This is a genomic window from Pseudonocardia sp. 2-7, from assembly GCF_056341085.1.
Genome location: NZ_CP094507.1, coordinates 4,402,855 through 4,425,589, shown reverse-complemented (window position 1 = coordinate 4,425,589; position 22,735 = coordinate 4,402,855). Strand labels below are relative to the sequence as shown.

At 73.8% G+C, this 22,735-nt stretch carries 19 protein-coding genes; 17 read left to right on the top strand and 2 right to left on the bottom strand.

Annotation, left to right across the window (positions count from 1 at the left end):
• Nucleotide 1: 1 nt before the first annotated feature.
• The gene (locus tag MTO91_RS21270) at nucleotides 2–832 is read right to left on the bottom strand and encodes a DUF3105 domain-containing protein (protein WP_208820538.1); all 831 of its coding nucleotides are present in this window, start codon (nucleotides 830–832) and stop codon (nucleotides 2–4) included.
• A gap of 56 nt (nucleotides 833–888) precedes the next feature.
• Complete coding sequence (locus MTO91_RS21265; RefSeq protein ID WP_476652479.1) at nucleotides 889–3,027, bottom strand: hypothetical protein; 2,139 nt, start codon at nucleotides 3,025–3,027, stop codon at nucleotides 889–891.
• A gap of 74 nt (nucleotides 3,028–3,101) precedes the next feature.
• Here MTO91_RS21265 and argS point away from each other — a divergent pair, with 74 nt between their 5' ends.
• The 17 genes from argS (at nucleotide 3,102) to MTO91_RS21180 (ending at nucleotide 22,681) form a co-directional block, all read left to right on the top strand.
• On the top strand, nucleotides 3,102–4,751 hold the full coding sequence (argS, locus tag MTO91_RS21260) for an arginine--tRNA ligase (protein WP_224401550.1): 1,650 nt from the start codon (nucleotides 3,102–3,104) through the stop codon (nucleotides 4,749–4,751).
• Nucleotide 4,752: 1 nt separating this feature from the next.
• Entirely contained in the window at nucleotides 4,753–6,201 is a 1,449-nt protein-coding gene (gene lysA / locus MTO91_RS21255) for a diaminopimelate decarboxylase (RefSeq protein WP_224401551.1), read from the top strand.
• 54 nt (nucleotides 6,202–6,255) lie between these two features.
• Nucleotides 6,256–7,680 carry a homoserine dehydrogenase gene (locus tag MTO91_RS21250; RefSeq protein ID WP_476652478.1) on the top strand — a complete coding sequence of 475 codons (1,425 nt, stop codon included), beginning with the start codon at nucleotides 6,256–6,258 and terminating at the stop codon, nucleotides 7,678–7,680.
• A 164-nt stretch (nucleotides 7,681–7,844) separates the two neighbouring features.
• Nucleotides 7,845–8,861, top strand: a complete 1,017-nt coding sequence (gene thrC / locus MTO91_RS21245) for a threonine synthase (RefSeq protein WP_476654941.1) — start codon at nucleotides 7,845–7,847, stop codon at nucleotides 8,859–8,861.
• Entirely contained in the window at nucleotides 8,861–9,763 is a 903-nt protein-coding gene (gene thrB, locus MTO91_RS21240) for a homoserine kinase (protein ID WP_476652476.1), read from the top strand. The genes thrC and thrB overlap by 1 nt, the downstream gene beginning before the upstream one ends.
• Before the next feature lie 324 nt (nucleotides 9,764–10,087).
• Complete coding sequence (rho, locus tag MTO91_RS21235; RefSeq protein WP_476652474.1) at nucleotides 10,088–12,475, top strand: transcription termination factor Rho; 2,388 nt, start codon at nucleotides 10,088–10,090, stop codon at nucleotides 12,473–12,475.
• A 132-nt stretch (nucleotides 12,476–12,607) separates the two neighbouring features.
• Nucleotides 12,608–12,829, top strand: coding sequence for a 50S ribosomal protein L31 (rpmE, locus tag MTO91_RS21230; RefSeq protein ID WP_062397374.1), 222 nt, complete (start codon nucleotides 12,608–12,610; stop codon nucleotides 12,827–12,829).
• An 88-nt stretch (nucleotides 12,830–12,917) separates the two neighbouring features.
• A complete protein-coding gene (gene prfA, locus MTO91_RS21225) occupies nucleotides 12,918–13,994 on the top strand; it encodes a peptide chain release factor 1 (RefSeq protein WP_476652473.1) in 1,077 nt (358 codons plus the stop codon).
• Nucleotides 13,995–14,062: 68 nt separating this feature from the next.
• On the top strand, nucleotides 14,063–14,965 hold the full coding sequence (gene prmC, locus MTO91_RS21220; protein WP_073578517.1) for a peptide chain release factor N(5)-glutamine methyltransferase: 903 nt from the start codon (nucleotides 14,063–14,065) through the stop codon (nucleotides 14,963–14,965).
• 104 nt (nucleotides 14,966–15,069) lie between these two features.
• On the top strand, nucleotides 15,070–15,732 hold the full coding sequence (locus MTO91_RS21215) for an L-threonylcarbamoyladenylate synthase (protein ID WP_476652472.1): 663 nt from the start codon (nucleotides 15,070–15,072) through the stop codon (nucleotides 15,730–15,732).
• A 75-nt stretch (nucleotides 15,733–15,807) separates the two neighbouring features.
• Nucleotides 15,808–17,091 carry a serine hydroxymethyltransferase gene (locus MTO91_RS21210; protein ID WP_476652471.1) on the top strand — a complete coding sequence of 428 codons (1,284 nt, stop codon included), beginning with the start codon at nucleotides 15,808–15,810 and terminating at the stop codon, nucleotides 17,089–17,091.
• Nucleotides 17,092–17,129: 38 nt separating this feature from the next.
• A complete protein-coding gene (locus MTO91_RS21205; RefSeq protein ID WP_476652470.1) occupies nucleotides 17,130–18,977 on the top strand; it encodes a glycosyltransferase family 4 protein in 1,848 nt (615 codons plus the stop codon).
• A gap of 281 nt (nucleotides 18,978–19,258) precedes the next feature.
• A complete protein-coding gene (locus MTO91_RS21200; RefSeq protein ID WP_405415367.1) occupies nucleotides 19,259–19,735 on the top strand; it encodes a Cg1360 family ATP-synthase-associated protein in 477 nt (158 codons plus the stop codon).
• Between the two features lie 360 nt (nucleotides 19,736–20,095).
• Nucleotides 20,096–20,869 (top strand): F0F1 ATP synthase subunit A, encoded by a 774-nt coding sequence (gene atpB, locus MTO91_RS21195; protein WP_062397367.1) that lies wholly within the window; start codon nucleotides 20,096–20,098, stop codon nucleotides 20,867–20,869.
• 124 nt (nucleotides 20,870–20,993) lie between these two features.
• Nucleotides 20,994–21,239 (top strand): ATP synthase subunit c family protein, encoded by a 246-nt coding sequence (locus MTO91_RS21190; protein ID WP_020621511.1) that lies wholly within the window; start codon nucleotides 20,994–20,996, stop codon nucleotides 21,237–21,239.
• Between the two features lie 63 nt (nucleotides 21,240–21,302).
• On the top strand, nucleotides 21,303–21,851 hold the full coding sequence (locus MTO91_RS21185; protein ID WP_179761945.1) for a F0F1 ATP synthase subunit B: 549 nt from the start codon (nucleotides 21,303–21,305) through the stop codon (nucleotides 21,849–21,851).
• Complete coding sequence (locus MTO91_RS21180; protein ID WP_073578514.1) at nucleotides 21,851–22,681, top strand: F0F1 ATP synthase subunit delta; 831 nt, start codon at nucleotides 21,851–21,853, stop codon at nucleotides 22,679–22,681. The genes MTO91_RS21185 and MTO91_RS21180 overlap by 1 nt, the downstream gene beginning before the upstream one ends.
• The last annotated feature ends 54 nt before the right edge of the window (nucleotides 22,682–22,735 follow it).

The following is a 22,735-nucleotide window of genomic DNA, read 5'->3' as shown; positions in this document are numbered from 1 at the left end:
CTCACTGCCCGGGGGCCGGTGCCGGCGCCGGGGCCTGCTGCCCGGGTGCGGGCTGCCCGGGGACGGTGGGGTCGGGGGCCGGGGCGCCGCCGGGGGTCGCGCCCTGGTTCTCGGGCAGGATCGTCTGCCCGTCGACGGCGGACTGCTCCGGGATCGGCTGGAAGGCCGGCGGGTTGTCCTGGTCGAAGCCCTGCGCGCCGAGGGCGTCGCAGGAGGCGCCGACCTCGGGGTGGGTGAAGCGGTTGAGCCGCAGCGCGCGGATGAACTGGTCGATCCGCTCGTCGTCGGCGCTCTGGACCTTCAGCTGGTTGCCCCAGGACTGCAGCGAGATCGGGGCGTCGAGGCCCGGGTAGGGCGACATCACCGTGTACGGCTGTCCCTCGACCCGCTGGGACAGTGCGGCCTTGCCCGCCTCGTCGAGGGTGTCGGGGTTGTAGGCGATCCACACGGCGCCGTGCTCCAGGGAGTGCACGAGGTTCTCCGAGCGGACCGGGTTCGGGTAGACCACGCCGTTGCACGCGGCCCAGAAGCCGTCGTGCGCGCCGCCGAAGGGCGGGCTGTGGGTGTAGGCGACCCGCTGGAAGCCGAGCACGTGCTGCAGGCCCGGGTAGTCCTGGCTGACGATGCCGGGGATCGCGAGCGCCGGGTTGCGGTTGTCGTCGGTGGGCTCCCAGGCCCGGTTCTGGTTGCGCTGCACCAGCGGGTAGACGATGAACGCCCCCGCGAGCAGCACCAGCACGGTGATCGCGGCGACCATGCCCCAGGGGAACTGGCGCCGGCCGACCGAGCTCGGCATCGACGGTCGCTTCTTGCCGGACTTGCCGCTGGCCATGGGGGAGTCCTGTTCGTGGTCGGCGGGCGGGTTCGCCCGAGTCTAGGAAGACGCCGTCAGCGGCTCGCCCACCACCCGTAGGAGCGGTAGTCGGGGTAGGGCGCGAGCAGCGGTGCGACCGGACGGGTGGTCACCGTGACGCGGTCACCGGTCACGAGCTCCCCGGGCACCGTGAACGACGCCTGCGCCCACGGCTGCGCGTCCGGCAGCGTCCACTCCCCGGCGGGGCGGCCGTCGACGTCGACGGCGACCACCCGGGTCCGCTCGCCGGGCAGCGCGGGCCCGGCGCCGATCCGCCCGGTCAGGGTGAGCGGCCGTCCGGGGACGGTGCCGCCGAGGGTGAAGGTCTCGCCCCCGACGACGTGCCGGCCGCTGTCGGCGACGAGCCGCCCCGGCGCGACGACGGCCCGGTCCAGCACCGAGTCCGGCTGCACGCCGAGCACCGGCGGGTCGGTCGTCCAGCCGTGCGCGGCCTCGTCGGCGGTGTCCCCGACGTTCAGGTGGTCCACGATCCGGCCGGGCACGGGTGCGTCCGGTGCCTGCGCGGAGTCCGCGGCGGACCAGTCCGCGCGCCAGATGCTCACCCGGTCGCAGCTGCGGTCGATCTGGCAGGTCTGCGGTGCGGACGCCGAGATCGGCCGGGCCGGCCCGGCGAGCCCGAAGGTGATGACCGGCTCGGTGCCGAGCAGCCCGGCGCGGCCGAGGTCGGCGACGGGCACCCCGCCCCACCGGTCGAACACCGCGAACCACTGCGGCCGCTCGTCCGGCGGCAGCGCGCGCAGCGCCTCGTAGAGCGTCCCCGGCCCGTTCAGCGACGGCGAGGCCATCCCGTTCGTGGTCAGGCCGACCAGGTCGACGGTGCGGTGACCGCCGAACCAGGCCGCGGCGCCGACGTCGTTGACGGCCACGGCGTCGCCCGGCGGGACGTTCCCGGCGATCCACTGCGCGACGCTCACCGGCCCCTCGCGCATCGCCGAGGCCTGCTGGCCCAGCCGCAGCGCCCAGGCGGGCGTCGCGGCGACGGTGAACAGCAGCACCACCGCGAGCAGCCCGCCGCGCGCCGCCCGGTGCGGCACGAGACCGGCGCCGAGCACCACGAGCAGGAGCAGCAGCGGCAGGAACGGCTGCAGGTAGCGCAGGTCCTGCCACATCGCCGTCGTCAGCGTGGCGACCGCCGCCACCACCAGCACCAGCCCGCCGCCGAGCGCGACCGCGAGGGTCCGCTCCCGGCGCGCGGCGAGCGCGGCGACCCCCAGCACCGCGACGACGAGCGCGAGCGGCGCCAGCACGTCCTGCCCCGACAGCCCGGCCAGCGAGGCGAGCAGCGCCGCGACGTTGCGCTGCACGTGGTCGGCGATCTCCAGCGGCTGGTGCAGGAACCCGGTGTGCAGCCACGACTTCGCGAGCACCCCGTTGGCCTGGGAGGTCCCGGTGAGCACCCGGAACAGCAGCAGCTGTGCCGCGAACACCACCACCGGCGCCGCGACGAGCAGCCCCCGCGCCGCCGCGCGCCCCGAGGGGAACCCTCGTTGCCACCTAAGCCACGAGAGTTCCCCTGGGGGCGTCCCGGGGCAGGACCGCAGCAGCGTCCACGCCATCGCGGCGGTGAACGCGGCGGCCAGCAGGAAGCCCTCGGGGCGGGTGAGGGCCATCAGCGCCGCGACCACCGGCGTCCACAGGAAACGGGGACGTTCGCGAAGGTAGGACAGCAGGGTGCCGGTGACCAGGGCCGCGAGCAGGCCCACCTCCATCCCGCTGGCCCCGCCCCACAGCAGCGGCCCGCACAGCGCGGTGAGCAGTCCCGCCCACCATCCCGCGGCACGCCCGCCCAGCCGGGTCGCGGCGGCCGAGGTGAACGCCGCGGCGAGGGCGACGCCGACGACCCCGCCCGCGACGGCGACGGCGAGCAGCCACCGGCCGTCGAACCCGACCGCGTGCGCGGCGCCGAGCAGGACCATCCAGAGCAGGCTCGACGCGCCCGTCGCGATCTCCGCACCCGGCTGGTAGCGCAGCGGCTCGCCGTCGCCGAACTGCCGGGCGTACTGCAGGTGGATGTAGACGTCGTCGAGCGGCGGGACCAGGCTCCCGCGGTTGTAGGCCAGCGACACCGCGACGAACCCCGCCCCGAGCAGCAGCGCCACCGCCCCGGAGACGACGGGCGTGCGGGTACTCCGGTCGGTGGAGGGGGGCGTCACGCCCCGCATCGTCGCCGGTCGGGGTGCGGATACCTGCATGAGGGTGCCGGGGGTCCCTCCGTAGAATCCGGGTGGTGAATCCCGACGTGCTCGCCGACCTGGTCCGTGACGTCGCGCGGGACGTGCTGCTCCGACGCGACCTGGACGTCTCCGCGCTGCCGGCCGATGCGGGTGTCGAGCGTCCCCGCAACCCCGACCACGGCGACTACGCGACCAACATCGCGCTGCGCACCGCCAAGAAGGCCGGCGTGAACCCGCGCGAGCTCGCGACCTGGCTGGCCGAGGAGCTCGCGACCCGTGACGGCGTCGCCAGCGCCGAGATCGCCGGGCCCGGCTTCATCAACCTGCGCCTGGCCGCCGACGCCCAGGGCGCGATCGTCGGGGAGGTCCTCGCCGCGGGCGCGGGCTACGGCACCGGCGACGAGCTGGCCGGGCGCAACGTGAACCTCGAGTTCGTCTCCGCCAACCCGACCGGCCCGCTGCACCTGGGCGGCACCCGGTGGGCCGCGGTCGGCGACGCGCTGGGCCGGGTGCTGTCCGCGCGTGGCGCGAAGGTCACCCGCGAGTACTACTTCAACGACGCCGGCGCCCAGATCGACCGGTTCGTCGGCTCCCTGGTCGCGGCCGCGCAGGGCGAGCCCGCCCCGGAGAACGGCTACGGCGGGGACTACATCGCCGAGATCGCCCAGCGCGTCGTCGCGGCCGAGCCCGGCGTGCTGGACCTGTCCGACGCCGAGCGGGACGAGGTGTTCCGCCGGGTCGGTGTCGGCTTCATGTTCACCGAGATCAAGCAGAAGCTGGGGGAGTTCCGCGTCGAGTTCGACGTGTGGTTCCACGAGCAGTCGCTGCACGACTCGGGTGCGGTGGAGACCGCCGTCGCCGCGCTCAAGGAGAAGGGCTCGCTCTACGAGTCCGACGGCGCCTGGTGGCTGCGCTCGACCGACCACGGCGACGACAAGGACCGCGTCGTCATCAAGTCCGACGGCCGCCCCGCCTACATCGCCGGCGACATCGCCTACCTGCGCGACAAGCGGGCCCGCGGCTTCGACCTGTGCATCTACATGCTCGGCGCCGACCACCACGGCTACGTCGCCCGGCTCAAGGCCGCGGCGGCCGCGTTCGGCGACGACCCGGCCGTGGTCGAGGTGCTGATCGGACAGCTGGTCAACCTGGTCAAGGACGGCACCCCGGTCCGGATGAGCAAGCGCGCCGGCACCGTCGTGACGATGGACGACTTGGTCGGGGCCGTCGGCGTCGACGCCGCCCGGTACTCCCTCGTGCGGTCCTCGGTGGACTCGGGCCTGGACATCGACCTGGACCTGCTGGCCAGCCGGACCAGCGAGAACCCGGTGTTCTACGTCCAGTACGCGCACGCCCGGCTGTCCTCGCTGGCCCGCAACGCCGCCGACCTCGGCATCACCCCCGGCGAGGACTACGGCCTGTTGTCCCACCCGCGCGAGGGCGACCTGATCCGCACCCTCGGCGAGTTCGGCGACGTCGTGCGCACCGCCGCCGAGCTGCGCGAGCCGCACCGGGTCGCCCGCTACCTGGAGTCGCTCGCCGGCGCCTACCACAAGTTCTACGACTCCTGCCGCGTCCTGCCCCAGGGCGACGAGGAGGTCTCCGACCTGCACCGCGCGCGCCTCGCGCTCTGCGTCGCCGCCCGCACGGTGCTCGCCAACGGCCTGGCGCTGCTCGGCGTCGACGCCCCGGAACGGATGTGACATGAGGGCACACCCCGCAGGCCCGATGCACGCGGGCCTCACCCCCGCGCCCGAGTCGGCCGGGCCCCGCCCGGAGAGCGCCGCGGCGCTCGACGAGCTGGCGCCCGCGGTCTGGCCGCGGCACGCCGCCCGCGGCGCCGACGGCGCGCTGCGCCTGGCCGGGGCCGACGTCCGCGACCTCGCCGCGGCCCACGGCACCCCGCTGTTCGTGCTCGACGAGGACGACTTCCGCGGCCGCTGCAGCGAGTTCGCCGCCGCGTTCGGGGCCGAGGCCGTGCACTACGCGGCGAAGGCGTTCCTGTGCACCGAGATCGCCCGCTGGGTCGCGCAGGAGGGCCTGTCGCTGGACGTGTGCTCCGGCGGCGAGCTGGCCGTGGCGCTGCGCGCGGACTTCCCGCCCGAGCGGATCGCGCTGCACGGCAACAACAAGTCCCTCGCCGAGCTGGAGGCCGCGGTCGAGGCGGGGGTCGGCGGGATCGTCGTCGACTCCTTCGACGAGATCGCCCGGCTCGCCGACGTCGCCGCCGCGCGGGACACCGTCGCGCCGGTGCTGATCCGGCTCACCGTCGGCGTCGAGGCGCACACCCACGAGTACATCGCCACCGCGCACGAGGACCAGAAGTTCGGGTTCTCCATCGCCGGGTCCGACACGAAGGACTCCGCGGCGCTGGAGGCCGCCCGCCGTGTGCTCGCCGCGAGCCACCTGAGCCTGGTCGGGCTGCACAGCCACATCGGCTCGCAGATCTTCGAGACCGAGGGCTTCGAGGCGGCCGCCCGCCGCGTGGTGAAGGTGCTCGCCGACCTGCACGCCGAGCACGGCGGCGAGAACCTGACCGCGCTGCGCACCCTGGACCTCGGCGGCGGCATCGGCATCGCCTACCGGCCGGGGGACACCCCGCTGTCGATGCCGGCGCTGGCCGAGGAGCTGCGCGCGATCGTCAAGCGCGAGTGCGCCGCCTCCGGGCTGGACGTGCCGGCGATCGCCGTCGAGCCGGGCCGGGCCATCGCCGGGCCGGGCACCGTCACCGTCTACGAGGTCGGCACCGTCAAGGACGTCCCGCTCGGCGGGTACTCCCGGCGCTACGTCAGCGTCGACGGCGGGATGAGCGACAACATCCGCACGTCCCTCTACGACGCCGAGTACGACGTACGGCTGGTGTCCCGCGCCAGCGGGCACGACTCGGTCCCCGGCGGGGACGTCCCCGTGCTGTCCCGGGTGGTCGGCAAGCACTGCGAGTCGGGTGACATCGTGGTGCGCGACTGCTGGCTGCCGGCCGATCTCGCGCCGGGCGACCTGCTGGCCGTCGCGGCGACGGGGGCCTACTGCTATGCCATGGCGTCGGGGTACAACCGGCTGCCGCGCCCTGCTGTCGTCGCGGTCCGTGACGGGGTCGACCGGACCCTGTTGCGTCGCGAGACACTGGAGGACCAGTTCCGTTTCGAGGTGTGAGCGCACCCGGGTGAGAACCGCCACCCGGACCTGTCCGCACCCGCCCGACCAGGAATGATCGGCGCGCGCCCGAGGGGTGCGCGCACGCGAGGAGGACACGTGGCGAGCGAGACCGGCGCCGTCCGGGTGGCACTGCTGGGCTGCGGCACCGTCGGCACCGAGGTGGTCCGGCTCATCACCGAGCAGGCCGACGAGCTGGCCGCGCGGGTGGGAGCCCGCATCGAGCTGGCCGGGGTCGCCGTGCGGCGACCGCACCGGCACCCCTGGCTGACCGAGAACTTCCCGGACCTGGTGACCACCGATGCCGGCGAGCTCGTGACCCGCGACGACGTCGACGTCGTCGTCGAGGTCATCGGCGGGATCGAGCCGGTCCGCGGCTGGCTGCTGGAGGCGCTCAAGTCCGGCCGCTCGGTCGTGACGGCGAACAAGGCGCTGCTCGCCGAGGACGGCCCGACGCTGGCCGAGGCCGCCGACGCCTCCGGCGCCGACCTCTACTACGAGGCCGCCGTCGCCGGGGCGATCCCGCTGCTGCGCCCGCTGCGCGAGTCCCTGGCCGGGGACCGCATCACCCGGGTCGCCGGCATCGTCAACGGCACCTCGAACTTCATCCTCTCCGCCATGTTCTCGGGCGGGACGTCCTACGCCGACGCGCTGGAGGAGGCGACCCGGCTGGGCTACGCCGAGGCCGACCCGAGCGCCGACGTCGACGGCTACGACGCCGCCTCGAAGGCCGCGATCCTGGCCTCGCTGGCGTTCCACACCCGCTTCACCGCCTCCGACGTGCACCGCGAGGGCATGCGCGAGGTCAGCTCGGCCGACGTCGCCGCCGCCCGCAGGCTCGGCTGCACGATCAAGCTGCTCGCCATCTGCGAGCGCGTGGTGGCCACGGACGGGACCGAGTCGGTCTCGGCGCGCGTCTACCCGGCGATGGTCCCCGACTCGCACCCGCTGGCGGGCGTCGACGGCGCGTTCAACGCGGTGTTCGTCGAGGCCGAGGCCGCCGGCCAGCTGATGTTCTACGGCCAGGGTGCAGGCGGCGCGCCGACCGCCTCCGCGGTGCTCGGCGACCTCGTGGCGGTGGCCCGCAACCGGGTCGGCGGCGGCCGCGGGCCGCGCGAGTCGGCCTACGCCAGCCTGCCGGTGCGCCCGATCGGCGAGGTGCCGACGCGCTACCACGTCGACCTCGAGGTGGCCGACCGTGAGGGCGTGCTCGCCGCCATCGCGAGCGAGTTCGCCCGGCACGGCGTCTCGATCGCCGCGGTCCGCCAGACCGGCGGTGTGAACGGCTCGGTGGACCGGGCCGACGGCTCGGACCGCAGCCAGGCCCGGCTGACGGTCGTCACGCACTCGGCGCCGGAGGCCGCGCTGTCGGCCACGGTGTCGGCGCTGCTGGACCTCGACCACGTGCTCGGCGTCGCGGGCGTGTTGCGGGTGGAGGGCCTGGGCCGCGCGGTGAGCGCACTGGGTATGGGCGAATGACCACAGGTGGGGGATCAGGGAGTGGACCGGTCGTGACGGACAGCGTGCGAGGAGTCCGGGGGCCGGCCTCCGGTCCCTTCGGCCCCGTGACCCAGGTCGCCGGTGCGGTCGCGCCGCCGCCGCCCGGCCAGTGGCCGGGTGTCATCGAGGCCTACCGCGACCGGATGCCCGTGCATCCGGACTGGACCGTGGTGACGCTCGGGGAGGGCGGCACGCCGCTGCTGCCGGCCCCCCGGCTGTCGGAGCTGACCGGCTGCCAGGTCTACCTGAAGGTCGACGGCGCCAACCCGACCGGCTCGTTCAAGGACCGCGGCATGACGATGGCGGTCACCGCCGCGCTCGCCGACGGCAAGTCCAGCGTGCTGTGCGCCTCCACCGGCAACACCTCGGCGTCGGCGGCCGCCTACGCCACCCGTGCCGGGATGACCTGCGCGGTGCTCGTGCCGACTGGGAAGATCGCGCTGGGCAAGCTCGCCCAGGCCGTCGCGCACGGCGCCCGGATCCTGCAGATCGACGGCAACTTCGACGACTGCCTGGAGCTGGCCCGCAAGACGACCGCCGACTACCCGGCGATCGCGCTGGTCAACTCGGTGAACCCGACCCGGATCGCCGGCCAGGCCTCCGCCGCCTACGAGATCTGCGACCAGCTGGGCCGTGCCCCGGACGTGCACTGCCTGCCGGTCGGCAACGCCGGCAACATCACCGCGTACTGGCACGGCTACCGCGGCTACCACGCCGACGGCGTCATCCCCGCGCTGCCGCGGATGTTCGGGTTTCAGGCCGCCGGCGCCGCACCGCTGGTGCACGGCGCCCCGGTGAGCGACCCCGAGACGATCGCGACCGCCATCCGGATCGGTGCCCCCGCCTCGTGGAAGGGCGCGACCACCGCGCGCGACGAGTCGAACGGGAAGTTCGCGGCCGTCACCGACGACGAGATCCTCGCCGCCTACCGGATGCTGTCCGCGCAGGAGGGCGTGTTCGTCGAGCCCGCATCGGCGTCCAGCGTCGCCGGGCTGCTGCAGAGCCACGCCGACGGATCGCTGCCCACCGGCTCCCTCGTGGTGTGCACGGTGACCGGGCACGGCCTGAAGGACCCCGACACCGCCCTGCTCACCGCGCCGGACCCGGAGATCGTCCCGATCGACCCCGGGGCGGTCGCGGCGGCGCTCGAGCTGGCCTGATGGGGCGCCCGACGCGCGTACTGGTGCGGGTCCCGGGGTCGACGGCCAACATCGGCCCCGGCTTCGACTCCCTCGGCATGGCCCTGGCGCTGTACGACGAGATCGAGGTCGAGACCTTCGAGACGCCGGGGTTGTTCGTCGACGTCGTGGGGCAGGGCTGCCGGCACGTCCCGCGCGACGAGCGGCACCTGGTCCTGCGGGCGATGCGCCTGGCCTTCGAGACGTTCGGCGGGGCGCCCGCGGGGCTGCGGCTGCGCTGCCTCAACGCGGTGCCGCACTCACGCGGCCTCGGCAGCTCCGCGGCGGCCGCCGTCGCCGGGGTGACGGCCGCCGCCGTGCTGGCCGGGCGGGACCCGGAGCTGGAGCGCGACGCGCTGCTGCAGCTCTCCGCCGGTATGGAGGGCCACGCCGACAACGCCGCGGCCAGTCTGCTCGGCGGGTTCGTGGTGGCCTGGGAGGCGGCGGGCTCGGCCCGGCGCTTCCACGCCGAGAAGCTGGAGGTGCACCCCGACGTGCACCCGGTCGCCTGTGTGCCCGACGTCGAGTCCTCGACCAAGACCACCCGGGGGCTGCTGCCCGAGCAGGTCCCGCTGGCCGACGCCGCGTTCACCGGCAGCCGCTGCGCGCTGGCGGTGCTGGCGATGACCCGGCGGCCGGACCTGCTCATGGCGGCCACCGAGGACCGGCTGCACCAGCCCTACCGGCGGCCGGCGTACCCGTCGTCGCTGCGGCTGGTCGAGGCGCTGCGGGAGCACGGCGTACCCGCCGCGATCTCCGGCGCCGGGCCGACGGTGCTGGCCCTGACCGGCGACGGCGCGCTGCCCGACGGCGTCGACACCGACGGTTTCGCGGTGCAGCGGCTGCCGGTCGACACCACCGGTGTGCAGGTCGAGGTCCGCTGAGCACCGGTGCCCGCCGGGAACGTGAGGTACGCGACCCCGTGCGTCGGCGCGTCGCCCGAGGGGGTTGTTGCCGCCCCGGGGTGTACGGACTAGTCTCGCCCGTGCATGGCGATCCACGCGACATCGGCGTAGTCTTGCGGCCGGGCCCGCTCGCCCGATCTCCTTTCTGAACTGGACTCGGAATCCCGAACGGGCGGCCTGACTCCCGCGACGTCGTCGTGGGACTCCATCTGTGAATGCTGCCGATACGGGGTCTCCGTATCGGCCGAGCGTGTGACATCCCCTGACCTGGACAGGTAACCGGGTCGGTCAGGAAGGAACTCTGTGAGCGAGACCGATCTCGCCGGTACCGGGACCGCGTCGGCCGAGGCGGCGCCCCGCCGACGCGGCGGCCTGTCCGGCATGGTGCTGGCCGAGCTGCGCCAGCTGGCCACCGAGCTGAACGTCCCGGACATCTCCGGCATGCGGAAGGGCGACCTGATCGCGGCCATCAAGGAGCGTCAGGGCGGAGCGGCGGCGGCCCCCGCGAAGAAGCCGAAGGCGAAGGCGGACCCCGCCACCACCGGCTCCGACGGTGCGGACGCGCCGCAGCTCGCCCTCGGCGACACCGCCGCGGCCCCCGCCGGCAACGGCTCCGCCGCGCCGGCCGCCCCTCAGGCACCCGCCGAGCAGGCCGGTGACCAGGGCGGACAGGCCGGGCAGGTCGAGGCCCCCGCGCCGCGCACCCGTCGTCGCCGTGCTGCGACCCGTCCGGCCGGCGCTCCCGACGCCATCGCGACCGACGCCGCCGCCGACGACCCCGGTACCTCCGCCGGCAACGGTGCGGCCCCGGCCGCCGCCGAGAGCGCCCCGGCCGCCGCGCCCGAGCAGGCCGCCCCCGCCGCGAGCGCGCCGGAGCAGGCCGACAGCACCCCGGCCCCGGCCGAGGAGCGTCGTGAGGACGCCGACGGTGCCGGTCGTCGTGGCCGGACCCGCCGCCGCGGGCAGGGCGACGACAACGGCCAGAAGGACACCGCCCCCCAGGGCGCCCCGAAGGACACCGCCACGGACGCGGGCCAGCAGGACGCGGGCCAGAAGGACGCCCGTCGCGACGCCGACGGCGACGACCCCGGCACCGACGGCGACCGCCGTCGCGGCCGTGGCGCCGACCGCAACGCCGAGCGCGGTGCCGAGCGCGGTGCCGACCGCAACGGTGGCGACCGCACCGGTGAGGGCCGCGACGACAACGGCCGCGGCAACGGCGACAACGGCCGTGGCGGGCGCAACCGCGACGGCGACGACTCCGGCCGCGGCAACCGCGGGAACCGCAACAACGACCGGACCGGCGACCGCGGCGACAACCGCGGCGAGCGGAACGGTGACCGGAACAACGACCGCAACGGTGAGCGGAACGGCGACCGGAACAACGACCGCGGTACCGACCGGAACGACTTCCGCGACGACGACGGTGACGACGGTGACGGCCGCGGCCGCCGCGGCCGCCGCTTCCGCGACCGCCGTCGCGGCCGGGACCGCGAGCGCACCGGTGGCGGCGCCACCGGCGGTGGCGTGGACACCGAGATCCGCGACGACGACGTCCTGCTGCCGGTCGCCGGCATCGTGGACATCCTCGACAACTACGCGTTCGTCCGGACCACCGGCTACCTGTCCGGCCCGACCGACGTCTACGTGTCGATGTCGATGGTCCGCAAGAACGGACTGCGGCGCGGCGACGCCATCACCGGCGCCGTCCGTCAGCCCCGCGAGGGCGAGCAGCAGCGGCAGAAGTTCAACCCGCTGGTGCGCGTCGACTCGATCAACGGGCGGGACCCGGAGGCCGCACGCAACCGGCCCGAGTTCACCAAGCTGACCCCGCTCTACCCCAACGAGCGGCTCCGCCTGGAGACCGACCCGACGCAGCTGACCACCCGCGTGATCGACCTGATCATGCCGGTCGGCAAGGGGCAGCGTGCGCTGATCGTCTCCCCGCCCAAGGCGGGCAAGACGACGATCATGCAGAACATCGCGAACGCGATCACCACGAACAACCCCGAGTGCCACCTCATGGTCGTCCTCGTCGACGAGCGGCCCGAGGAGGTCACCGACATGCAGCGGTCGGTGAAGGGCGAGGTCATCGCCTCGACCTTCGACCGCCCGCCTGCAGACCACACCGCCGTCGCCGAGCTGTCCATCGAGCGGGCCAAGCGCCTGGTCGAGATGGGGCACGACGTCGTCGTCCTGCTGGACAACATCACCCGCCTCGGCCGCGCCTACAACCTGGCGGCGCCCGCGTCGGGCCGGATCCTGTCCGGTGGTGTCGATTCCACGGCGCTGTACCCGCCGAAGCGCTTCCTCGGCGCCGCGCGCAACATCGAGGACGGTGGCTCGCTCACCATCTTCGCGACCGCGCTGGTCGAGACCGGGTCCACGATGGACACGGTGATCTTCGAGGAGTTCAAGGGCACCGGCAACGCCGAGCTCAAGCTGGACCGGAAGATCGCCGACAAGCGGATCTTCCCGGCCATCGACGTCGGCGACTCGAGCACCCGCAAGGAGGAGCTCCTGATGTCGCCCGACGAGCACGCGGTGATGGTGAAGCTCCGCCGCGTCCTCGCCGCGCTCGACGACCAGCAGGCGCTCGACCTGGTGCTCGGCCGGCTCAAGAAGACCAAGACCAACATCGAGTTCCTGATGCAGGTCGCCAAGAACGCCCCCGGCAACGACGAGGACTAGTCCGAGCCGTGCCGTCCGGGCCCCGGTGGGAATTCCGCCGGGGCCCGGATGGTTGAATGGACCGTCAGCTTCCCGGCACCGGTTCACCCTGGTCGTACCAGGGACCCGGCGGCCAACGATGAGGAGAGAGCCATGCGCGAGGGAATTCACCCTCAGTACGTCGACACCCAGGTCACCTGCGGTTGCGGCAACCAGTTCACCACCCGCAGCACCAAGAACAGCGGCGCCATCAGCGTCGAGGTCTGCTCCGCCTGCCACCCGTTCTACACCGGCAAGCAGAAGATCCTGGACTCCGGTGGCCGCGTGGCCCGCTTCGAGGCCCGCTACGGGAAGCGCGAGCGCGCCGCCAAGTAGCTCCCGACACGGCGCCCGTCGCCTCGCCGCACGCGAGGAGGCGGGCGCCGTTTCGCGTTCCCGCCCCAGCGCCTCGAAGGAATCCCCGATGAGCACGCAGTCGGTCGACGCCCTGCTCGACGAGCACGCCGAGCTGGAGCAGCGCCTCGCCGACGCGGGCGTCCTCTCCGACCAGGCGCAGGCCCGCAAGCTGGGCCGTCGCTACGCCGAGCTCGGCCCGGTCGTGCGCTGCGCCCGCGAGCTCGCCCAGGTCCGCGACGACCGCGACGCCGCCCGTGAGCTCGCCGCCGAGGACCGCGCCTTCGCCGTCGAGGCCGACGCCCTGGACACCCGCATCGTCGAGCTCGAGACCGAGCTGACCGAGCTGCTGCGCCCGCGTGACCCGCACGACGGCGACGACGTCCTGATGGAGGTCAAGTCCGGCGAGGGCGGCGAGGAGTCCGCGCTGTTCGCCGGCGACCTCGTGCGCATGTACAGCCGCTACGCCGAGAGCCGCGGCTGGAAGGTCGAGGTCCTCGGCGCGACCCCGTCCGATCTGGGCGGGTACAAGGACATCACGCTGTCCCTGCGCAGCAAGGACCCGGTCGACGGGGTGTGGGCCGCCTTGAAGTTCGAGGGCGGCGTGCACCGCGTCCAGCGCGTCCCGGTCACCGAGTCGCAGGGCCGCATCCACACCTCCGCGGCCGGCGTCCTGGTCTTCCCCGACGCCGACGACACACCCGACGTCGAGATCCACGACGCCGACATCCGGGTCGACGTCTACCGGGCCTCGGGCCACGGCGGGCAGAGCGTCAACACCACCGACTCCGCCGTGCGGATCACGCACCTGCCGACCGGCATCGTCGTGACCTGCCAGAACGAGCGCTCCCAGCTGCAGAACAAGGCCCGTGCGATGGACGTGCTGCGGGTCCGGCTGCACGCGAAGGCCGAGGCCGAGGCGGCCGAGGCGGCGTCGGAACAGCGTCGCTCGCAGGTCCGCACGGTGGACCGCTCGGAGCGGATCCGTACCTACAACTACCCGGAGAACCGGATCTCCGACCACCGTGTCGGGTTCAAGGCCTACAACCTGTCCGCGGTGCTCGACGGCCACCTCGTCGACGTCCTCGCCGCCCTGACCGCGGCCGAGCGCGCCGAGGCCATGGCGGGGGAGCAGGAGCAGGAATGATCCCCCGCTCAGGTGATGCTCCGGTCACCTGCGGTGTCCCCGCGCCCCGCAGCCGGGACACTGGAGCCGTGACCGAGACGACGGCGAGCCCCACGACCGGCAGCCGGCTGCCGCTCCGGGTGGCGATCGCGGAGGCCGAGCGCACCCTGGCCGCCGCCGGCGTCGCGTCCCCGCGCGTCGACGCCGAGCTGCTCGCCGCGCACGTGCTCGGCTCGTCGCGGTCCACACTGCTGATGACCCCGCTGGTGGACCCACCGGTCGTCGAACGGCTGCAGGCCCTCGTGGCCCGCCGCGCCACCCGCGAACCGTTGCAGCACATCCTCGGCACCGCGGTACTCGGCCCGGTCGAGGTCGCCGTCGGACCAGGGGTGTTCACCCCGCGCCCGGAGACCGAGCTGCTGCTGGAGTGGGGCCTCGCCGCGATCCGCGACGTGAGCCGCCCCCGGGTGCTCGACCTCTGCACCGGCTCCGGCGCGCTCGCGCTGGCCTTCGCAGTGTCCCGGCCCGACGCCGAGGTGCACGCTCTCGAGGCCGACCCGTCGGCACTGTCCTGGACCCGGCGCAACCTCGACGCGCACGTCGCCGCGGGCGGGCGCCCGGTGACCCTGCACGTCGCCGACGTCCGGTGGACCGACCTGCTCATCGAGCTGGAGGGTGCGGTCGACCTGGTCGTCTGCAACCCGCCCTACGTCCCGGACGGGACGCCGGTGCCGCCCGAGGTGGAGCGGTGGGACCCGCCCGGCGCCGTGTTCGGCGGGCCCGACGGCACCCAGATCATCCAGGCCGTCGTACGCGGGGCCAGCGGATGGCTGCGGCACGGCGGGCACCTCGCGATCGAGCACGACGACACCCACGGCGAGACGGTCCCGGCACTGCTGCGTCGCCGGCGCACGCTGGGTGAGGTCACCGAGCACGACGACCTCACCGGCCGCCCGCGCTTCGTCACCGCCCGCCGCGTCCCCTGCCCCTGACGCCCGTCCCACCCAGCGGGGAGCGGTCGTCCGGACGTCCCGCCGGCGCCGCGGATGTGAGCCGCCCCGCACCCCCGCGCGGCACGGTCGTATCCTCGCGGATCGTGAGTGCACCGCAGACCCAGCCGCTGTTCGACTGCAGCGTCCCCGCCGAGCGCGCACGCGGTCTGACCGCCGCCGCGCGCGCCGTCCGGGCGGGTGAGCTGGTCGTCCTGCCCACCGACACCGTCTACGGCATCGGCTGCGACGCGTTCAACGGCACCGCCGTGCGCGCGCTGCTCGCCGCCAAGCGGCGCGGCCCGGACATGCCGGTCGGCGTGCTCGTCGGTTCCTGGACCACCATCGACGGCCTCGTCTCAGGAGTCCCGCAGTCCGCCCGGGCGCTGATCGAGGCGTTCTGGCCGGGCGAGGTGTCGCTGGTGCTGGAGCACGCGCCGTCGCTGGCCTGGGACCTGGGCAGCACCCGCGGGACGGTGATGCTGCGCATGCCGCTGCACCCGGTCGCGCTGGAGCTGCTGCGCGAGGTCGGGCCGATGGCGGTGTCGAGCGCGAACACCTCGGGCAACCCGCCGGCGTCGAACGTGACCGAGGCGATCACCCAGCTGGCCTCGAGCGCGCAGGTCTACCTCGACGGCGGCCCGTCCGGTGACCCGGTCGCCTCCACGATCGTCGACCTCACCGGCGCCCGGCCGCGCATGCTGCGCGAGGGCGGGGTGACCGCCGAACAGGTCGAGGAGGTCGTCGGCCAGGAGGTCGACCGGGTCTGAGGGGGCCACCCGCGGGTGTGATCACGCCTGCACGGCCGCGGCCTGCGGGGATGGCAGCGGGTAGCGTGTCCCGGCGTGAGCGAGCAGACCTTCTGGGGACCGGACTTCCACGCACTGCAGCAGCAGGACCCCGAGATCGCGGGCGTCGTGCTGGACGAGCTCGAGCGCCTGCGCGGCGGACTGCAGCTCATCGCGAGCGAGAACCTGACCAGCCCCGCGGTGCTGGCGGCGCTCGGGTCGACGCTGTCGAACAAGTACGCCGAGGGCTACCCCGGCCGCCGCTACTACGGCGGCTGCGGGGTCGTCGACGTCGCCGAGAACATCGGCAACGCGCGGACCAAGGAGCTCTTCGGCGCCGAGCACGTCAACCTCCAGCCGCACTCCGGTGCGAGCGCGAACCTCGCGGCCTACGCCGCGTTCGCCAAGCCCGGCGACACCGTGCTGGCCATGGACCTCAAGCAGGGCGGCCACCTCACGCACGGCAGCAAGGTCAACTTCTCCGGCCTGTGGTTCAACGCGGTGTCCTACACCGTCCGTGAGGACACCGAGGTCATCGACTACGACCAGGTCCGCGACCTGGCCAAGCAGCACCAGCCGAAGATCATCATTGCCGGTGCGACCGCGTACCCGCGCCTGATCGACTTCGCGGTGTTCCGCGAGATCGCCGACGAGGTCGGCGCCAAGCTCATGGTCGACGCCGCGCACTTCATCGGCCTGGTCGCCGGCAAGGCGATCCCGTCGCCGGTGCCCTACGCCGACGTCGTCACCGCCACCACGCACAAGGTTCTGCGCGGCCCGCGCGGCGGCATGGTGCTGTGCCGCGAGGAGCACGCCAAGGCCATCGACAAGGCGGTCTTCCCGTTCTCCCAGGGGGGCCCGCTGATGCACGCGGTCGCCGCGAAGGCCGTCGCGATGAAGGAGGCGGCGCAGCCGGAGTACCAGGCCTACGCCCGCCAGGTCATCGCGAACGCCCAGGCGCTGACGACGAGCCTGGAGTCCGAGGGCATGCGCGCCGTCTCCGGCGGCACCGACAACCACCTCGCGCTGCTGGACCTGCGTCCGATCGGCGTCACCGGGTCGGAGGCGGAGACCCGCTGCGACCGCGCCGGCATCACGCTGAACAAGAACGCCATCCCCTACGACCCGGCGCCGCCGATGAAGCCGTCCGGCATCCGGGTCGGCTCGCCCAGCGTCACCACGCAGGGGATGACCGAGGCCGACATGGCCGAGGTCGGCGCGCTGCTGGCCCGCGCGGTCAAGGCCGAGCACGACACCACGGCCGGCGACGCCGAGCTCGCCGACGTCGCGAAGGCGGTCACCGCGCTCGTCTCGAAGGCACCGGCCTACCCTCGGGGGTGACCTGAGACCCACGGCGGAGGCGGAGAGGCGCTCGCGACGTGCCCACTGACCAGTTCACGTACGGACTCCCCATCCGGGAGCTCCTGCTCGTCGGGCTGGTCGCCGCCGTCGTCACGCTGCTGCTGACCGGGCCGGTCCGGATGCTGGCGCTGAAGGTCGGCGCGGTCGCCTGGCCGCGGGGACGGGACGTGCACGTCACCCCGACCCCGCGGTGGGGCGGCCTCGCGATGTTCGGCGGGGTGCTGGCCGGGCTGCTGCTGTCGCTGCAGCTCCCGGCCCTGCGGCTGGCCTACTTCGAGCAGAGCACCGAGGTCGTCGGGGTCGTCGTCGCGACCGGGCTGCTGGTCGGCGTCGGGATGCTCGACGACCGCTACGACCTCGACGCCCTCACCAAGTTCGCCGCGCAGGTCACCGCGGCCGGGCTGCTGGTGCTCTACGGCGTGCAGTGGGTGACGGTATGGATCCCCATCGGAGGGGAGTCGTTCCTCAGCGGCTCGCTGTTGTTGTTGGGGCAGGGGCAATCGGTGCTCATGACGGTGCTGGTCACCGTGGTGCTGGTAAACGCGATGAACTTCGTCGACGGCCTCGACGGGCTCGCCGCCGGCATCGGGCTGATCACCACGCTGGCGACCGCGGTCTTCTGCATCGGCCTCATCAGCAAGAACGGCAACGACCCGGCCGCTTTCGTGCCCTCGCTGATCGCGGTGGTGCTCGCCGGGTCCTGCCTGGGGTTCCTGCCGCACAACTTCCACCCGGCCCGGATCTTCATGGGCGACACCGGCTCGATGATGGTCGGGGTCATGCTCTCCGCGGCGATCACGACCGCCTCGGGCCGGATCCCGCCCGACGACACGGCGGCCGGGAACATCCTGGCCCTGGTCTCCCCGGTCATCGTGCTGGTCGGGATCGTCTTCATCCCGTCGCTGGACCTGCTCATGGCGGTCGTGCGCCGGACCCGCGCCGGGACCAGCCCGTTCAGCCCGGACAAGATGCACCTGCACCACCGCCTGCTCCAGGTCGGGCACAGCCACCGGCGCGCGGTGCTGCTGGTCTACCTGTGGGTCGCGGTGATCGCCTTCGGCGCGGTCGCGCTCGCCCTGGTCCCGCGCACCGGGCTGGTGCTCGCCGCGACCGGGATCGCACTGGTCGTGGCGTTCGTGGCCTCGGCCGTGCCGCACCGGTCGCGGATGCGCACCGCCGCCTCCGCGGCACCGGCCGCCGCGGGGGAGACGGCGATCGCCTCGACCGACGACCTCCCGGACGCCGGGCCCGGGCGCGCGGCGCCCCCCGCCCGGCCGTCCGCCGGCGGTCCGGTCGAGGACGGCCCCGGACCGCCGGGCCCCGCCGCGGCGGCACCGGTGCCGGGCCGGGTCGTGCCGGGCGGGGACACGTCCGGTCGGGACCCGTCACGGCGGGACACATCGGGTCGGGACGCACCCGGGGGGCCTGCGCCGTGGACGCGGGGCGCGCACCGGCCGAGCGGCGGGCGTGGCCCGTCGCGGACCGGGACGCGACGCGCGCCCGCCGGCACCGGGGGACCGCTGGTCGCCGGTACTGCGGGACCTGCGCCCGCCGGACCCGGACCCGCCCGGCTCGCGGGCACCCCGACCGGGGGGCCGGAACACGTCGGCCCGATGACGTCCGCCGATGCCGGGCCGCCCACACCACCGACCCCGTCCCGGCCCGTCGCCGCCCGTCCGCGGATGCCACGCGGCACGGCCGCCGGACCGCCGACGCCGGCCCCGACCGACCCCGGGCCGGTCCCACCCCGCCCGCAGCACCCGCGCGGCACCGGCCACCGCGCCCACCCCGCCGCGACACCGGGGCCGGACCAGCCGACCGTCCCCACCCCCGCGCACCACCCCGCCCGGGACCGCGACGCCTGACCGGCGCCGGTCCTGGCCCTGGGGAGAGGTGTCCGCGCTCACGGATCAGGCCCGCCCGGCCCCGTACGCCGCCCGGTCCCGGGGCCGTCGAGCGCGTCGAGAAGCACCTGGGTGCCGCCCGACGGCGGTTCGACGACGCTCAGGAGCTTCTCGACGCGGGCCGGGCGGCACGGGACACCGCGGGGGACGGCGCCGGTCGGGGCGCCGGACCCGCCGGTTACCGTGTGCGCGGAGCCGTACCCGCTGGTGGGGCGGCCGGTGAGCCGGGAGGCGGACGCACCGTGTGGCGATGGGACCGCTGGGGGACCGTGGAGTACGACGGTCCCGCGCTCGGCCAGGCGCAGGTCGTGCGGCGGCTGTCGGGGTCGATGGCCCGCGGCGCCGCCCTGGTCGGCGCGGCCACCACGGTGGTCTGCGCCGTCGGCGGGGTCGTCGCGGCCGGGGTCCCGGGCCTGTCCGCCGCGGCCCTCGGTGGCCTGCTGGCCACAGGCTCGGCCCTGCTCACGCCGGTGCTGATGCTGCGTACGACCCATCTCGAGCCGGGCGCTGTGATGCTGGCCGCATTCGGCGGCCTCGCGATGAAGGCCATCATCCTCCTGCTCGCCCTGTTCACCCTCGGGGATGCGCCGGGTCTGCACCGCATGTCACTGGCCGTCACCATGCTCGTCGTCTTCATCACGACGACGGCGGCGGAGGCCTGGGCAGGGCAGAAGCTCCAGATCCTGATCGGCACCGATCCGGGGTCCACGAATGCCTGACCTGGGGTTCGACGACCGTTTCGTCCGTTCCTGCGGCGCCCTCGCGGGCGTCCGCGGGGGCTGTCGAGGGCGTCGGGCGGATGGCCGGGCGGCGACCGCCGGGGGAGTTAACGGTGAATCACCCGACGCGACCCACCGGACCCGATCAAGATCGTTTCGTCGGACGAACGCGCAGGTGAGGTGCGTACGAGCCCCCGACATCGTGTAGAAGTACGGCTGATAGCATCCGCCACGTAGGCGATGTGGGTGACTTCCGGTGTTTCGACCCGGCCGCCCGGAAACACATCGCGCCACGAGGCACCTTGCAGGCGATCCCCCGTTCCGCGTGGATGCGGAACGGGAGCACCGGAAGGACCCCCATTGGGCACGTTGGTACTGGCGGCCGAGGAGTTCACTCCGCCCGGCGCAGGTCTGTTCGAGTACCCGCCGATCTTCGGCGCCGTCACCAAGCCGATGGTGCTGGCGGTCCTGTCGCTGATCATCGTCGCGGCCGTCTTCACGCTGGGCACGCGCAAGCTGTCCATCGTGCCGAGCCGATTCCAGTTCGGACTGGAGTCCTTCTACAACATCCCGCGCAACACGATGGCGCGTGACCAGATCGGCTCCGAGGACTTCAAGCGGTACATCCCGCTGATCCTCGGCCTGTTCAGCTTCATCCTGGTCAACAACATCTTCGCGATCATCCCGGTGATCCAGTTCCCGACGCTGTCGCGGATCGGGTTCCCCATCGCGCTGGCGTTGTTCGTCTACGTCTTCTACCACTACGCCGGGTTCAAGAAGCACGGGTTCTTCGGCTACATCAAGCACGCCGCGCTGCCGCCGGGCGTCCCGGTCTTCATCGCGCCGCTGATCATCGTGATCGAGCTGCTGCAGAAGTTCCTGGTGCAGCCGCTCTCGCTGGCACTGCGTGTGTTCGCCGCGATGTTCGCAGGCCACCTCATCCTCGCCCTGACCGCCGTGGGTGCGGCGTTCCTGGTGTCGGCGGGCTCCGCGCTCGTCATCGCGTCCCCGGTGGTGTTCGCCGCCGGGATCGCGTTCACGTTCCTGGAGGCGCTGGTCCAGGTCATCCAGGCCTACGTCTTCGCCCTGCTGGCAGCCGTGTTCATCGGCGCGGCGATCTCCGAGGACCACTGACAGCACCACCGAGACCCCGGTGCCGCCGGCACCGCGCTCGCACCACCTGCTTCATCCGCCGGCCCGTCCGGGCCGATACACCGAACGACCCGCATCCCGCGGACCCGACGGAAGGAAACCCGAAGTGAACGTCACCCAGGTTCTGGCCCAGGAAGCCGCCAACATCAACCCGGGCCTCGCGGCCATCGGGTTCGGCGCCTCGGCCATCGGCGCCGGTATCGGCGTCGGCCTGATCTGGTCGGCCGTCATCAGCGGCACCGCCCGCCAGCCGGAGGCCCGCGGCCAGCTGATGGGTATCGGCTGGACCACCTTCGTCCTCGCCGAGCTGGTCATGCTGATCGGCCTGGTGCTCTTCTTCATCGCGCAGTAAGAGCCGGCAGATCACTCTCATGCCGGTCCCGGTACCGGCGGCCATGTCAGGGAAGGACACACGGTGGAACTGATTCTCGCCGCCGAACAGCCGCTTCCGATTCTCCCGCACCTCGATGAGCTCGTGCTCGGTGTGGTCGCGTTCGCGATCCTGCTGTTCCTGCTCTGGAAGTTCGCGGTCCCGCGCTTCGAGACGCTCTACGAGGAGCGGACCGACGCGATCGAGGGCGGCCTCAAGCGTGCTCAGGAGACCCAGGAGCAGGCGGACCGGCTGAAGAAGGAGTACGAGGAGCAGCTCGCCGGCCTCCGGGCCGAGGCGGCGCGCATCCGCGACGACGCCCGGGCCGAGGGCCAGCAGATCAAGGCCGAGCTCCGCGAGGAGGCCGAGGCCGAGGCCGCGCGCATCAAGGCCCGTGGCGAGGAGCAGGTGGCCGCGTCACGCGACGCCGCCCAGCGTGCTCTGCGCAGCGAGGTCGGGGGCCTGTCGGTCCAGCTGGCCGAGCGCCTGCTGCGCGAGCAGCTGGCCGACGACTCGCGTCGTTCCGCGACGATCGACTCGTTCCTCGGTGAGCTCGACCAGCAGGGCGTGGCCCAGCGGAGCGGGGCGAACTGATGGCGGCTGTCCTGCAGCCCGCCAGCCGTGAGTCCCTCGCGGCGCTGACCGAGCGGCTGGACTCCTGGACCGACTCCGCGTCGGCCCGGGACCTGACCACGACCGCGGACGAGCTGTTCGCGGTGGCCCGGTTCCTGGATTCCGAGCGCTCCGTCCGGCGCCTGCTGGCCGACGCGTCCTCCCCCGAGGACGCCCGCGCGGACCTGGTCCGCCGGCTGTTCGGGTCCCAGCTCTCGCAGCCGACCGTGGACCTCGTCTCCGAGCTGGCGGGCAAGCGCTGGTCCACCCCCCGCGACATCGTCACCGGCGCGGAGGGCCTGGCCCGCCGCACGGCCATCGCGATCGCGGACCGCAACGGCTCCCTCGACGAGGTCGAGGACCAGCTGTTCCGGTTCGGCCGGGTCGTCGCCCGCGAACCGCAGCTGGCGAGCCTGCTCGGCGACGCCGCCCGGCCCGTCGAGGGTCGCGTCCAGCTCCTGGACTCGGTGCTCGGCGAGAAGGTCTACCCGGTGACGGCGACGCTGCTCCGCGAAGCGGTCCGGCTGCCCCGCAGCCGGCACCTCGACGTCGTCGCCGAGGAGCTCGCCGAGCTCGCGGCGGCCCGCCGGGACCGCTCGGTCGCCAAGGTGCGCACACCCGTCGAGCTCTCCTCCGAGCAGGAGACCACGCTCGCCGAGACCCTGGGCCGTATGTACGGCCGCACGATCTCCCTGCAGGTCGAGCTCGACCGGAGCCTCCTCGGAGGCCTGGTCGTGCAGGTCGGCGGCGAGGTCATTGACGGCAGCGTGGCGGGTCGACTCGCCGCAGCTCGCCGATCCCTGCCCAGCTGACCTGCTTCGGACGCGATCGCCGGACCCCGGCGGAACGACCCGAAGACCCCGTTC